This window comes from Hominimerdicola alba 8, assembly GCF_000178155.2.
Classification (GTDB): domain Bacteria; phylum Bacillota; class Clostridia; order Oscillospirales; family Ruminococcaceae; genus Hominimerdicola; species Hominimerdicola alba_C.
The window spans coordinates 68,883-83,657 of sequence record NZ_ADKM02000040.1; the positions used below are offsets into that span (position 1 = coordinate 68,883).

Below are 14,775 nucleotides of genomic sequence, written 5' to 3' on the forward strand. Positions count from 1 at the left end.
CAATTCATAATTATTGACAGGGGCGAAAGATTCGTGCGTTTCCCACCGTGTTACACCGCCACGCCGTTGTTTACCGCCGCTTGTGGGCGGTAATTTTGCTTTGCTCTTATTGTTTGATGTGCAAAGCCTGCTACGACAAATCTTTGATCTGTCGTTTGCGAGCGCTTGACCGCACGCTTTCTTTTCGCTAAAACGGCATTCTCGCGTGCATGCCAACAATTATGAATTATGAATTATGAATTAAATTCCTGTGGGGCTATTGACTTTTCGGCGGGAGTGTGGTATACTCCATATAATCCATACTAATCATATCTGAATTGTATGGAGCGCAAGTTGAAGACCCATAGTAAGGAGGAAAGCATTATGCCATTAAGATTGAAAGATACTCTTCCCGTTATCGAAAAACTGAAAAAAGAAAATATCTTCGCTATGACTGAGGAAAGAGCTGTTCACCAGGATATAAGAGAACTGAAAATAGCCATACTGAACCTCATGCCCGATAAGGAGAACACCGAACAACAGCTGTTAAGACTGCTCTCAAATTCACCCTTGCAGATAGAAGTCGATTTTATCAGGCTGGTGTCGCATAAGTACAAAAACACACCCGCATCGTATCTGCTGAAAAACTATGTTCCCTTTTATCAGATAGAAAACAGGTATTACGACGGACTTATAATAACAGGTGCGCCTGTTGAAAAGCTGGAATTTGAAGATGTTGATTACTGGGGCGAACTGACCTCGATACTGGAATGGTCAAGACTGCATGTCACATCGACACTGCACCTGTGCTGGGCGGCGCAGGCGGGGCTTTACTACCATTACGGTGTCAGAAAGACCGACTATGCGAAAAAGCTGTCGGGCATATACGAACATATCGTGACCGAGCCGACCAATGAACTTCTGCGCGGTATCGACAGGCATTTTTATGCACCGCATTCAAGGCACACGGGGCTGGTGCGTGAAGATATCGAAAATGTGCCCGAACTCACCATACTGGCTGAGTCTGAAAAAGCAGGCGTTTACATAGTATCCGACGGCGGGAGCAACATATTCGTGAACGGTCACCCCGAATACGACCTCTACCGTCTGGGTGAGGAATATATACGCGATACAGATGCAGGACTTTCGCCCGATATACCGGAGAACTACTTCCCCGATGACGACCCCGAAAAAGAACCTGTCAGCAGATGGCTGTCAGCATCGGGTCTGCTGTTCTCAAACTGGCTGAACTACTTTGTATACCAGATAACACCATATCAGTTCTGACCAAAAAGTGCGGCGGCGGTACAGCCTTATATCTGAAAATATATGACGATAAAGGAGCATTTATCATGACACTTCAGCAGATACACTATGCACTGACCATATCTGAGAGCGGGTCGATGAACAAAGCGGCTGAAAAGCTGGGCATATCTCAGCCCACGCTGACAAGTGCGGTCAGGGAACTTGAAAAGGAACTGGGTGTCAGCATATTCATGCGCACCCACAAGGGAGCTGTGCCGTCTGCTGAGGGGCTGGGCTTTTTGCAGAATGCGGGTCAGCTTTTCCGCCAGTACGAACTGATACAGGAAAAATACATCAACAAAGAGAAAAAGCGCCGATTCGGTGTATCGACACAGCATTATTCGTTTGCGGTGAGCGCTTTTATACAGACGGTAAAGCAGTACAACACCCTTGAATTTGAATTCGCGGTGCGCGAAACAGAAACGCTCGATGTTATACGCGATGTTGCTGACCTCAGGAGCGAGATAGGCGTGCTGTATATATCCAACTTCAACCGCAAGCCCATAGAGAAACAGCTGGAAGAGAACGAACTTATCTTCACGGAACTGGTGAGATGCAAAGCGTATGTCTACCTGTGGAAAGGTCACCCGCTTGCCAATGAACCGTCAATAAGTCTTGAACAGCTTGAACCTTACCCTTGCCTTTCATTTGAGCAGAACGGCAGGGACGGATATCTGTACGCCGAAGAGATACTCAGCGAGAACATCTACCCGCGCATGATAAAGGCTACCGACCGCGCCACTATGGGCGAGATGATGCAGCAGCTTGACGGCTACACGCTCTGTTCGGGTATACTGTGCAAAGAACTGAGCGGCAATGATTACATAGTAGTGCCGTTCCGCGAGGACAGTGAAAATCCCAACAGTGTAATGGAGATCGGCTTTATCAGGAAGAAGAGCAGTCAGCTGAGCGAGATAGGTGAAACGTACATAAGCGAGTTAAAAAAGAGCCTTGAAGTCAACGCGAATACCCCTTGATATATCTGATATGCACAGAAAAATGCCGTCGGCTCAAAATCCGACGGCATTATCATTCTATTATATGACTATCCCTTTAGCACACCGGCTGAAAATGCTGTAAACAAAAAGATATACGCCAACCACCTTATGTTTTGTAAAACCGCCGTTTTTGTGGTGTGTCAGCGGGATAATCACGTTCTCTTATAATAATTTCTACATTCAGTGCTCGCCGGAACTGTGAGCGCTGAATGTCCTGAAATTAATGTTGTTTACTATAATGCAACTATTTTTCGGGTCTTCTTGCAACTGCATGCAGTCGGAAAAAGCCGCGCTTTTCAAATTTTTCCAGCTTAAGACCTGCATTATCGCAGAGGTTCTTCACCTCTTCCCTGCCGTATACATGCACATCGCCGTGACCTGTGCGGTTTATGACAGGCATCTCGATGTTGTTCATGAACCATCTCACGCCGTCACTCTCGGCGGTCATATCGCGCAGTATCAGTCTTCCGTTAGGACGCAGAACGCGGTAGACGCTGTTGAAGAAATCCTGCACGTTGGGGTAGTGGTGAAAACTCTGACAGCAGATGACCACATCGAATGACTCCTCAGCAAACGGGAGATTTTCGCAGTCGCCCACCACCAGTTCAACGCCCGCCATGTTTTTGGACTTTGCAACTTCTATCATTTTCGGCGTCAGGTCGATGCCCGTGTAGTGCTTTTCGGGGTATTTTTCATGCAGCAGGGTAAGCATGGGCGCAGTGCCGCAGCCGCAGTCCAGCAGGTCGGTGAAAGGTTCTTTTTCAAGTTCTGCCAGCACATCGGGATAATCTTTCTTGCACATTTTGTAAACGCCCGCCTTGTCAGTTTCATAGACCTCAGCGGCTTTGGTGAACTCGCTGAGGGTAAGCTGTTTGTAGGCACTGTCGGTGATGCGCTCTTTCTTCACCGCGAACCTGAACATGTCAGCGCCCAGAATTTTCACGCCTGTGCTGTCAGCAGTCTGTTCAAGGACTTCTATCTCATGCTCCGAAAGTGTGACATCTGCCGCAGTGTCAAGGTCTGTGACCTGATATGGCTTGCGGCAGCCGCATATCGGTACGATGCCTTTTGAAGTGCAGAAAGCCATAGCCACCTGTGCGGGCGTGATATTATGCCGCCTGCCGATGATGTACATTTTCTTGTAGAGCGGCAGAAGTTTGCTCTGGCGGCGCAGATAAAACAGTTTCATCGCAGACATTTTGCCGCCCTTTTTCGGCGGCACCAGCAGACCCTCTTCAAGCACAGCCCACGCCCAGAACTGCACACCGTTAGCCTTGCACCAGTCCACAAGACCGTTCTGTTCCCACTCGCGGGCAATGATGCTGTAATGGTTCTGCACACCGAAAAGCGGCACGCCCGCCTTATCGAGCAGTGCTTTGGCGCGTTTGCACTCTTCAAGGGTGAAATTTGATATGCCGATGTTCCTGACCTTGCCCTCTTTGTAAAGTGCTGTCATCTCAGCAAGGTTCTGCTCGATGCAGTTTGGCAGATGAAGCCAGTAGATGTCAACATAGTCACGCCCGAAGTCTTTGAGGTCTTTCTCGAAAGAACGCCTTACCTGCCCTGCTGTATACTTCGTACCCGGTGTGTATTTTGAGGATATCATAGCATCTTTCGGGCAAAGTTCACCTATAAGGCGCTGACCCTCGCCCAGACCGTAATCCTGCGCTGTATCGAAAATTACCAGTCTGCGCGACATTGCTTCTTCCACCGTCTGTCTGAGAGTTTCCTTGCTGACACTGCTTCCCCTCAGCACTTTGCCGTATGTTTTGCTCCCCCATGAGTTTGTACCGACTATCGCTCTGTAAATATTTTTTTCGCACATTTTAAGTGTTCCCCCGTTTCCTGTTCTGTATGGTCTTCAATTAGCTGAAACTAACCATATATCGATTATATCACAACCGCACCAAAAGGTCAATACGCACAGCCAAAAAAGATGCACAGGCATTATAGCAATCTGCCTTAAAATTCAGACAAGATCCAGTCACAAAACCCATAGATCCCAGCTTTTGCGACCGGATCTTGTGAATTTAAAAAGTTGGATCGCTATAATAGACCCCCGCAGGCTTTATCAGCCCGACGGGGGTCTTTGCATGTGTTTTCAGATGTATCGGCAGGTCAGCAGTTACTTTCTTGCCTGGTCAAGGCACTTCTTTACGCCTTTCATTATGGCGTTAGAACTGAAAGTCGCACCCGAAACTGCGTCAACATCACAGCTTTGATAGTAGAGTATATCCCCCGCGATTATCTCGTATGCCGAATCGAAATACTCTGTTTCCTCTTCATCGGTGTAGGCATATATCTCGGTGATGATATCATTCTCGATAGTAACTGTAACGTGTATGTAGCCGTCATAGCCAAAAGCCGAATCTTCATAAGTGCCGTTGTTGTAGATATACTCAGGCTCAGGCGGGGCTGTTTCGGGGGGCTGTGTTTCGGGGGGAGCCGTTTCGGGCGGCTGAGTTTCAGCGGGGGCTTCGACCTCCTGCTGAGGTTCTTCAGACTGCACCTGCTCTTCCTCCTGCACAACTGTTTCTTCGGTCTGTTCTTCCTGCTCCTGAACCTGCGAACTTTCATCGCCCGAAGAACTGTCTTTTGAACTGCTGTCGCTCTTGCTTGATGATGAACTGTCTTTTTTGGAAGAACTGCTCTCCGATGCGCTTTCGTTTTCGGAACTGCTGTTCCCGCTCACCGAAGAACTGCTTTCTGCCGATGAACTGCTGTCATCGCCTGCGCTGAGCCTTACACGCGCCCTGTCATCGTCAGCGGTGGTGGTCACATCACGGTCACGCCTTACAGCTGCTTTCCTTGCAGAAGCATCGCGCGTCCTCACCCTGTTCTGTGGTTTGCCGTAACTGCAAAAAGCAACTATGCCCGTCAGCAGGACTGCGCAGGCAGTGCTTGCGATGTTCAGCCAAGCTCTGCTTTCGGGGGACTTTTTCTTCACATACCACTTTCTTACCCTAAGTATCAGGTAAGCCCCGAATACCGCTGTGTATACCACACAACTCAGGAAATAACCTTCCATGCCTGCCCGCGCTTTGGGTATGAACAGCATGATTATATGCAGATATATCAGTGCATAGAAAACATACGCCGCCCGCTGTATGTTCTTCCATTTTTTCGCGTTCATCTTTTTGCGTATCTTCTTGAAAGATATGACCGTCAGCGGTACCATTATGAGCACCAGTGCCGCACACACCGCAAAAGACAGCAAAAAATCTGTCGTCTTGCTGATATTTGAGTCGGTCATCCGCTTTATGTACGAAAGCCCATAGACCGATATGTGTGACAGTGTGACTGTCGCCGCAAATATCGAAAGTTCGCCCCTTATGGGCATCAGCCGTTTTATCGCCTTACTGCCGTCGGGCAGTACGCGCATGCCCATAACGACCACCCACAGTGCGCCCGCCAGCGCACCTCTTGAAAACAGCCCGATGACATACTTGCGCAGTATGACATTTTCCACAGGCTGTTGTGCCAGCACCACCATCAGTGCCGATACCAGTGCAGCGCCCACATAGAACGCCGCTGGCACTTTCTTCAAAGCACCCGCACACAGCACCGAAAACAGCACCGCGACAGCAAACGCTATCAGGAATAACATATTCTCTACCTCACTATCCGTCTTTGATGTTATATTTATAGCAATCCAACTATTTAAATTCACAAAATCCAGTCGCAAAAGCTCTGATCTATGGATTTTGTGACTGGATTTTGTCTGAATTTTAAGGCGGATTGCTATAACTAACCATTGAACTATTATACTTTAATGCAAAAAATTTGTCAATCATAGATTATATTATTTTACGAAAAGTTTAAATTCGCCATGTTAGCTATAGTTAACTTAGCGGGCATTCGTCAATATTACAAATTAGATGCCACTAACGCCAATTAAGTTCGTAAAAAACAACGTTTGACTATTTCATAGTAATATGATATACTATACGATGCAGTCAGTTTAGACTAACTAACCAAGAGAGAAGTAAATAAACACCGTCACAACGGTCGCGGTGTTTGAGTATGGATCAATATTATACCGAAAGGAGTATTTCTATGAAATACAAAAAGTTAATGGCATCAGTTACAGCACTGGGCATAGTTTCGGGCATGTTCTCTGTATCGGCTTCTGCGGCGGCAAGTGACGATTTCAGCGGCTATGTTCTTATGAATATCCCCTACAGCCAGTTCTATTCGGCTGAAAATTCCGAGATAGGTGATGTTGACGCTATAACATCTGCCACCAACAAAACAGGCAATTATGGCAAGACAGGCGGCGCTTATCATTCGGGCGTTACCGCAGGCACAGCTGAGGACGGCAGTGTTGCGGCAGTCGGCAAGGACAACGGTTCTAAGGTACAGGGCGTTATCTGGGCAGTCAAGGTAGACAGCATTGACGCTGTAAAGGCACTGGGCGGCAGCGAGATAACCGATGAGTCTTCTGTAACTGTGGCTACTATGGGTCACGGCTCGACAAATTCCACCGTACTCAACGGCTATCAGGCACTTTCCGAAGCACCTGCATATTCCTACTATGTACTGGACAGCGCACCTGCAAACTATCTTGAACTTGACGGCAGCAGCTTCAAGGCGGGCAGCGATTCCGCAAGCAGCAAGAGCATTGATGTGAGCGCTTCCTACGGCACTCACTGGGGCGATGTTCAGCTTGAGATAGGCGAAGCTGAGGAAGCATCTGACAAGATAATCAACGCTATGGTGATAACTGCTGAGGACGGCACCACTAAGGGTCTTTATCACCTTGACCAGATATGGTCTTTCAACCAGATAGCATGGAACATAGATGCTACAGAAGGTCTTGACGGCAAGAAGATAACAGGTATTCGCTACTACTGCTCGGTAAAGGACGCAGATGTTGCTGACACTTCGGTACCTGCATACGAGAACTATGTTTACGACTACAACGTTGATGTTGATGTTTCAGAGGTCTACACAGGCGAAGTTACAGGCAAGTTCAGAAATGAAAAGGGTCTTGACATAAACGGTCTGCCCGCAGATGCACAGAATGTAAAGGCAAGGGTATACTTCACCACAGGCGGCAGAAATGCTGAGTACAGCTACATCACTCCCGTTACCGTGAACAACAGGGACGGTTTCGATATGGAATATGTTGATGTCAACGGCACAAGGGTATCCATCGAAAAGGGCAGTGTGACCGACAGCACAGGCGCAGTTACCAACTTTGGTGAACTGACAGACGGCACTGAGTACACAGTTGATTTCACATGCGATAACTACTACATCAGGAGCATAAAGGTAGTATACAACGCATCTGAAAACGTAGAAGACAGCGAATCCGAAAGCTCTGTTGCTGACAGTTCTGCTTCATCGGCAGCATCAAGCAGCACATCTTCCAAGACCTCTTCGGCTGCAAGCTCATCTTCTTCAAAGGCTTCATCTCAGGCAGCAACAAAGTCCACCTCCAACCCGACCACAGGTTCGGCAGCAGGCGGTATCATGGGTGCAGCAGCAATTCTCGGCGGTGCAGTACTGGCATCCAGAAGAAAGAAGAACTAATGTTATTCGAGCATTATGCCCGCCTCTCAAAATTATAGTAAACGGCACTGTCCCGATGGGGCGGTGCCGTTTTTATATGGCAATGATATTACATGACAAAATGCAGGGCAGACAGATGAGTTTGGGCGATATGCACGAAAATATCTGCTTGATTTCGTATGCTTTTTTTGGCTGAATGGCTTTCAGACTGTTGAAAATGCTGTGAAAAATATGTTATAATGTTATTAACGCAAACCATCATCAAGGAGCGTTCGCTGATGCGGGATATACTTTTCGTGTGAGATATGATAAACGAAAAAGGATATCGGCAGGCATTCAGGTCATGTGCGGCAAGACTATGTGTGTCGGTGACAAGACGGTAACGAACCGCTGTTTTACGGTATCAGCAGTAATACCTCGAACTGCACCGCGATGACCGACTGCGCTTTTGGGTGCGGTCGGTCTGTTTGCATGGCTTGTCACACGGGACGATCATATTTCATGAAAAAGCAGTTCGCACAGGGTTGATTGTCAGGTATTATATATGGTATAATGTTTCTATAGCTGAACGGAGTGATGATATGGCAGAAGTTAAAGTCACCATTACCGAGATCACCGATACAGGCGGCTACCCTCGCTTTGCATCGGCAGAGTTTACCGACAGATACGGCGAAAAGCATGTTTTCTCCGATAAACTGCCGATATTTGCACGCGATGACACTGATATGACAGTTCCGCGAGAGGGTGTCATAAGGTGCGCGGTGGTCGGTGAAAGGGACGGCTTCTGTGTGATAGACACCGAATTTCCCGATGATGTTGAGGACAGCGAGGGCAGATACAGGTTCGAGGTTGATGAAAGGCTTGTTGTGAGGTAAGATATGGAAGAGATAAATGTAAGACTGAAAAGGCTTGCTGATAATGTATATACAGATGCGGTCATCGAAGAGGACTATGCAGACGGGGTAACGGTACTGCGCATAGATATTGGCGGCAAAACGCTGACAGGCGAAGACGATGACTATTTCACAGCTTTCGGCAAGCTGAGGGACAGTCTGCTAGAAAAGGGCTTCGGGCTGTGCTGTGCGGGCGCGATGCTTAACGCGGGGCAGTCGGGCATGATGGCAGGCAGTGATATGGTATACCTTGTGAGGAAGGGCGAAAAGCCCACGCTTTCTGACAGAGTGTGGATATTTGAGGAAAAAGAGCCCGACAGCTTCCCCGACAGCGAAGCGCAGAGAAAATTCTTTGAGGAATGGTTAAATTCTATCTGAACAGATACAGGCGGTGAGAAATATGCCAAAATTTGACGAGAGCATGGAGGGCATGCTCGATACATTTTTGTTTGAAACAGGCGAACTGCTGGAAAATCTCGATGAGATACTTATGCGCGCTGAACAGGCGGAAGATATATCACTTATCGAAGAGAGCGACATAGCCGAGATATTCCGAACGATGCACACTATAAAGGGTTCGGCGGCTATGATGGGCTTGCAGAACATGTCTGCACTTGCCCATGCGATGGAGGATATGTTCTACATAATCCGTGAGAAAACTTACGTGCAGACCGACAAATCAGCACTTTTTGACCTGCTTTACAAGAGCAGCGATGCGCTGAAAGGCGAACTTGAAGACCTCACCGATGAGGACAAACCGCTGACGGATTTTTCGGGGCTGATAAACGATATACATGTGCTGGCGGCATATTTCAAGGGCGAAGCTGAAAAGTCGGGTCAGGAGGATAATGCTCTGCCTGCGGATATTTTTGATGAAAACGAACCGCCCGATATGCTGACCTACAGGCTGACATATTCTGACAGCTGTGAGATGCCCTCTGCAAGGGCGATAGTGCTTTTCAGAAAGCTGGGGGCTGTGGCAGAAGTCTGCCGCACCATACCGCCCGACATGGACGATGACGGTGCAGACGGAAAAATAAAGGCGGCAGGTCTTTTCATCAAGCTGGTGACCGATGACAGGGCGGCAGTGGAAAGGGTGCTGGCAGCGGGCATGAATGTGGAGAACTTCGAGCTGTTCACCCCCGAAATGCTGAAAGCTCAGACTTCTGCCGCACCTGCAAAGCAGGAATTGGTGATACCCGACGGAGTCTTTCTGCCCGATGACCCCGACAGTCTGCTGACATATCGGGTGATGTACAGCGAAAGCTGTGCTATGCCGTCGGCAAGGGCTATGGTACTGCTGAGAAAGCTGGGCGCGTTTGCGGAGGTCTGCCGAACTGTACCCGCAGACTTAGATGCTGACAGCGCCGATGACGAGATAGCGAAGAACGGTCTGTACATAAAGCTGATAACAGATGATACAAACGCGGTGGAAAGACTGCTGGACAGCGGCATAAATGTGGAGAGCGCGCTGCCTGTGAAAAAGCCTGCCGTTCCGCAAAAGCCTGCTGAACCTGCGCCGCAGGAAGAAAAACAGGAGGTCGGTCAGGCAGAAAAAAAGCCCGCAGAGCCGAAAAAAACTGCGGCGAAAGCACCTAAAAAGGAGCAGAGTCTGCTGACCGTCAAGCTGGAAAAGCTGGACAGACTGCTTGATCTGGTTTCGGAGATAGTAATTACCGAAAGCGCAGTGACATCTTCACCCGACCTGCGCGGGCTGGAAACGCGGCTGGACAGGTTCAACAAGTCCTCGCGTGAACTGAAAAAGCTGACCGATGAATTGCAGGACGTTGTGATGAGTCTGCGAATGGTGCCTGTTTCAACAGCTTTCCAGAAGATGAACCGCGTGGTGCGTGACATGAACAACACGCTGAAAAAGAACGCCACGCTGGTATTTCGCGGTGAGGACACGGAAGTTGACAAGTCTATAGTTGACATGCTGGGCGACCCGCTGATGCACATTGTCAGGAATGCGGTGGATCACGGCATAGAAACGCCCGAAGAGCGCCTTGCGGCAGGCAAGACAAATCCGCCGACCGTTACGCTGAGTGCGGGGTACGAGTCGAACGAAGTGGTAATATCCTGCAAGGACAACGGTGCGGGAATGGACGCGGCGAAAATACTGGCAAAAGCCAAAAAGAACGGTATGCTGACAAAGCCCGAAAGCGAGTACACCGAAAAGGAGATATTCAATTTCGTGGTGGCGGCGGGATTTTCCACCAACGAACAGGTCACTCAGTACAGCGGCAGAGGTGTCGGCATGGACGTTGTCAAGCAGAACATCGAAAAAGTGGGCGGCAAGCTGATAGTAAACTCGGTGCTTGGCAAGGGCAGCAGTTTCACCATAAGGATACCGCTTTCGCTTTCGATACTCGATGTGCTGAGTGTCGAGGTAGGGGCATCAAGCATCTCGATACCTGCATCTTCCATCAGGGAAGCCTTTTCCTGCAAGGCAGAAAGCCTTATAACCGACCCTGACGGCAACGAATTCGTGTATCTCAGGGACAGGTGTTTCCCGCTGATAAGGCTGGGTGAGAAACTACAGATAGACACCGACATCACCGAACCCGCAGACGGCATCTGCATGTACTGCCGCGAGGGTCAGTATGAAGCCGTTTTGCTGGCAGACAGGATAGTGTGCGACCAGCAGGTGGTAGTCAAGCCTTTTTCGCCGCTGCTGGACGGTCTGCACCTTAAAGAAGCGGGACTTGCAGGCTGTTCGATACTGGGCGACGGCAGTATGACCATAATACTTGACATGCTCTCGCTTCTGGGCGGCGAGCTTGGAGAGGAGGCGCAAAATGGCTGATGTAAACGAACTTATCGAAAACGGCGGTCAGCTGTTGACCTTTACTGCGGGTGAAGAGCATTACGGATTTTACATATTAGATGTATCAGACATAATCGAGATGCCCGTGATAACCGCAATACCCACAGCACCGCCATTCGTGCGGGGGCTTATGAACCATCGCGGCAAGGCTGTGCCTGTGCTTGACCTGCGTCTGCGGCTTGGTATGGAAGAAGCGCCTTATGACAGCAGAAGCTGTGTGATAGTCATTGAGATAAACACGATGCAGTGCGGCATAGCAGTAGACAGGGTGTGCGATGTTGAAACTGTCACACCCGACAACATAGCCCGTTCGCCCGTTGACAACGGATCGGTGAGGGGCTTTGTGATACGCGAGGGCAAGCCGCGCATATCGATACTTGACCCTGATGTTCTGGCGAGGACATAAGAAAAAAGCAGTCATTTCCCGTGACAGGGAGTGACTGCTTTTATGTTTATGATATGACTGTGCGTTCTATACGTCGGTTATCAGCGTACCCTCGTTATCGATGGCAAGTTCCTTTACCTGCCAGCCGCCAAGACCGGCATTATCAAGCGAGAATTTCATCTTGCCCGCAAAGAACTTGTTCTCTTCATCGACTATCGCCATAACAGTAGGACCTGCGCCGCTTATGTAACCTGCGTATGCGCCGTGAGTGTAAGCTATGTCAAAGACCTCGCGGCAGCCCGGTATCAGTTCCATTCTGTAGGGCTGGTGTAGTTTATCGTGTACCGCAGTGCGCAGGTTCTCGAACTTGCCTGTAAGCAGTGATGCCGAGAACAGTGCCGCCCTTGACAGGTTGTACACGGCGTCCTTATGGCTGACCTCTTTTGGCAGACATGCGCGGGCTTCTTCGGTCTTAAGTTCAAAATCAGGTATCATAGCCACGAATTTCAGCTTAGTGTAGACCTCCTGCTTTACCCAGTGTACCTTTCTGCCGTCAAACACCGCAGTAACTATGCCGCCCAGCAGTGCGGGTGCGGTGTTGTCGGGGTGACCCTCTATCTGTGCGGCTAGGTCAACGAGGTCATCTTTGGTAAGCGGGTCGCCCAGCATTTTGTTAGCGCCCACCAGTCCTGCGATTATGCAGGCTGAGGACGAACCAAGACCTCTTGCCATCGGGATATTGTTTGTCTGCCTGAGTTTAAGACCCTCCAGCTTTCTGCCGCATACCGCGTAAAGATCTTTTGCCGAAAGATAGATGAGATTGCGCTCGTCACAGGGTACTTCGATGTCGTCAGCAGAAGCTATATCAAGCCTGTCACACTCCTCCATCTCGACATAGTTATAGTAAGTCAGCGCCAGACCCAGCGCATCAAAGCCTGCACCAAGATTTGCCGATGTAGCGGGTATCTGTATTCTGTACATTTTACTTCCTCATTCCTTTTGGGTATCAAGATTCCAGCGGACGTACTCTCAGCTTAACGCCCACACTGTCAGCAACTTTCTGCGACTTTGCTATCTCCTCTTCACCGATGACATCTACCACAGTAAGCACCACGTTGGGAACATACTGTTTCATGTCTTTCGCAAAACTCAGCAATTCAGCGAAACAGTCCTTATCCTTCCACTTCGGGCGCGTGATAGCCATGTAAGCCTCACTCTCGGAAGCATTCAGGCTGATGGAAACGGTATCTATCAGACCCTTGAAATCAGGTTCGGTCTTTCTGCCGTGTATGAGGTTTGCAAGACCGTTGGTGTTGAGCCTGATGGGGGTATCGCACACCGATCGGATATACTTTGCTGTTTCAAGCAGTATGTCCAGTTCGCTGGTAGGCTCACCGTAGCCGCAGAAGATTATCTCTTCATAAGAAGAGAGGTCGCGTGTTTTCAGGTTTGCCAGCACCTCTTCAAGCGTGGGCTGATGTTCCAGCCACAGCGGGTCAGAACCGTAAGCGCCGTCATCATTCTGGCGCAGGCAGAAAGTGCATGCACATGGGCACTTATTGGTGATATTCAGGTATAGCTTGCCCCAAAGTTCATAAGAAATGGTCATAGCTGTCTTTTTCATTTTAATTCCTCCATTTGGGAAACATTTTTCTCCCAATTTTGATGTGTATTGCTGGTGATACAAAATGGCTGTTCTTTCGTATTGTTCCCCCGCCTTCGGCGGGGGAACAATACACAACCAAATCGGGATACATTTTTTGTCAAACGCTTTTCGGGACAGCGTTCGTCTTTTAATACCTATTATAGCACACTGCCGCTGATATTCCAAGATGATTTTTGCACAAAAAACGAGCCGCGCTTAACGACCCGTTTATCGTCTTATTTCGCGCTCAGCTGACCTCTTTCAAAGTCAGCGAGGTGGTGATTGTCATTCCACAGGCAGACACGGAAGTTAGCCGACCTGCCATAGCGGTCATCGGTGCAGAGTTCTGTGACCGCAGTGAAATCGGCGTTGAAGCCCTGCCACATTATCATTGGCGAGATGTTCAGCAGGTGCGCGGTAACGGCGCACATCGCCCCGAAATGGCAGAACAGTGCGATGGTATCGCCGCACTTTTTCACCACTCTGTAATGCCTGCCCTCGCGCACAAGACCATACTTTTCAAGCAGTTTGTCTACGCCCTCATCAACAGACTGTATCCGCCCGCCCATACCTGCGGCAGACATGGCAGGGTGCTTGTACCAGCCTTCCTTGTCGAACATCTCGGGTATCTCCGTCCAGCAGTCGGGCGGAACGTCCCAAGTCATTTCCTTTTTATGGCTGTCGGGATTTTCCCACATAAGGTCAAATTCGTGAAGCCAGTCACAGACCTCAGCCTGCTTGTCTGCGAACTTTTTCAACGTTGCCGCGCAGGTTTCTCTTGCCCTGCCCATCGGAGAAGTGTAAAACGCAGTTATGTCCTCATCAGCGAGCCTTTCAGCCAATATCGCCGCCTGTTCGATACCCTTATCGGTAAGGCAGTCCTTAGCATAATCGGGTTCACCGTGTCTGATTATCAGTATTCTCATGTTAGATCCTATTCTAAATGGGGGCACACCCCCCATGCCCCCACGCTCCGCCGTGCCGGGAATGGTTATCGCTTCGTTCACAAAACGCCCATACGGGTCGTTTTGCTCTCTCCCGCGATAACGCGGCGCGGGTCGCTCTTTGGCATGTTTCAAGGCTTTGTTTTGCCCTCATTATTCGGTTTTGATTTTTTGGGGGAGAAACGTCCCCCGTGTGACAAGCATCTATATAGGGTGGAGTGCCCCCACCTTAAATTCCGCCCATGCCAACGGTCACGAATTGCCGCCCCCGCCCCCGCAAGGCAG

General features: G+C 49.3%; 13 protein-coding genes. 8 read left to right on the top strand and 5 right to left on the bottom strand.

Annotated elements, in window-relative coordinates:
* Positions 1-363 precede the first annotated feature (363 nt).
* Positions 364-1,266, top strand: a complete 903-nt coding sequence (locus CUS_RS03760; RefSeq protein ID WP_002847611.1) for a homoserine O-succinyltransferase — start codon at positions 364-366, stop codon at positions 1,264-1,266.
* Between the two features lie 65 nt (positions 1,267-1,331).
* On the top strand, positions 1,332-2,261 hold the full coding sequence (locus tag CUS_RS03765; protein WP_002847589.1) for a LysR family transcriptional regulator: 930 nt from the start codon (positions 1,332-1,334) through the stop codon (positions 2,259-2,261).
* A 265-nt stretch (positions 2,262-2,526) separates the two neighbouring features.
* Here CUS_RS03765 and CUS_RS20715 read toward each other — a convergent pair whose 3' ends face one another.
* Together CUS_RS20715 and CUS_RS03780 are read right to left on the bottom strand one after the other, a co-directional pair.
* Positions 2,527-4,107 (bottom strand): aldo/keto reductase, encoded by a 1,581-nt coding sequence (locus CUS_RS20715; protein WP_002847628.1) that lies wholly within the window; start codon positions 4,105-4,107, stop codon positions 2,527-2,529.
* A 300-nt stretch (positions 4,108-4,407) separates the two neighbouring features.
* A complete protein-coding gene (locus CUS_RS03780) occupies positions 4,408-5,889 on the bottom strand; it encodes an FMN-binding protein (RefSeq protein WP_002847599.1) in 1,482 nt (493 codons plus the stop codon).
* Between the two features lie 449 nt (positions 5,890-6,338).
* Here CUS_RS03780 and CUS_RS03785 point away from each other — a divergent pair, with 449 nt between their 5' ends.
* The 6 genes from CUS_RS03785 (at position 6,339) to CUS_RS03805 (ending at position 11,922) form a co-directional block, all read left to right on the top strand.
* Positions 6,339-7,817, top strand: a complete 1,479-nt coding sequence (locus CUS_RS03785; protein ID WP_002847568.1) for an NPXTG-anchored protein — start codon at positions 6,339-6,341, stop codon at positions 7,815-7,817.
* Between the two features lie 277 nt (positions 7,818-8,094).
* The gene (locus tag CUS_RS19725; protein WP_002847569.1) at positions 8,095-8,232 is read left to right on the top strand and encodes a hypothetical protein; all 138 of its coding nucleotides are present in this window, start codon (positions 8,095-8,097) and stop codon (positions 8,230-8,232) included.
* A 145-nt stretch (positions 8,233-8,377) separates the two neighbouring features.
* Positions 8,378-8,671, top strand: coding sequence for a hypothetical protein (locus tag CUS_RS03790; protein WP_002847580.1), 294 nt, complete (start codon positions 8,378-8,380; stop codon positions 8,669-8,671).
* Positions 8,672-8,674: 3 nt separating this feature from the next.
* Positions 8,675-9,067, top strand: a complete 393-nt coding sequence (locus CUS_RS03795) for a hypothetical protein (protein WP_002847622.1) — start codon at positions 8,675-8,677, stop codon at positions 9,065-9,067.
* Between the two features lie 22 nt (positions 9,068-9,089).
* Positions 9,090-11,495 carry an ATP-binding protein gene (locus CUS_RS03800; protein WP_002847596.1) on the top strand — a complete coding sequence of 802 codons (2,406 nt, stop codon included), beginning with the start codon at positions 9,090-9,092 and terminating at the stop codon, positions 11,493-11,495.
* Positions 11,488-11,922: a chemotaxis protein CheW gene (locus tag CUS_RS03805; RefSeq protein WP_002847603.1), complete on the top strand. Its 435-nt coding sequence runs from the start codon at positions 11,488-11,490 to the stop codon at positions 11,920-11,922. Before CUS_RS03800 ends, CUS_RS03805 begins: the two co-directional genes overlap by 8 nt.
* Positions 11,923-11,988: 66 nt before the next feature.
* Here the strand turns inward: CUS_RS03805 and thrB are convergent, their stop codons facing one another.
* The 3 genes from thrB to CUS_RS03820 all read right to left on the bottom strand — a co-directional run bounded on the left by thrB (position 11,989) and on the right by CUS_RS03820 (position 14,472).
* Positions 11,989-12,882: a homoserine kinase gene (gene thrB / locus CUS_RS03810; RefSeq protein WP_002847587.1), complete on the bottom strand. Its 894-nt coding sequence runs from the start codon at positions 12,880-12,882 to the stop codon at positions 11,989-11,991.
* Between the two features lie 25 nt (positions 12,883-12,907).
* Positions 12,908-13,525: a TIGR04100 family radical SAM protein gene (locus tag CUS_RS03815; RefSeq protein ID WP_002847608.1), complete on the bottom strand. Its 618-nt coding sequence runs from the start codon at positions 13,523-13,525 to the stop codon at positions 12,908-12,910.
* A gap of 257 nt (positions 13,526-13,782) precedes the next feature.
* Positions 13,783-14,472: a histidine phosphatase family protein gene (locus tag CUS_RS03820; RefSeq protein ID WP_002847602.1), complete on the bottom strand. Its 690-nt coding sequence runs from the start codon at positions 14,470-14,472 to the stop codon at positions 13,783-13,785.
* Positions 14,473-14,775: the final 303 nt, after the last annotated feature.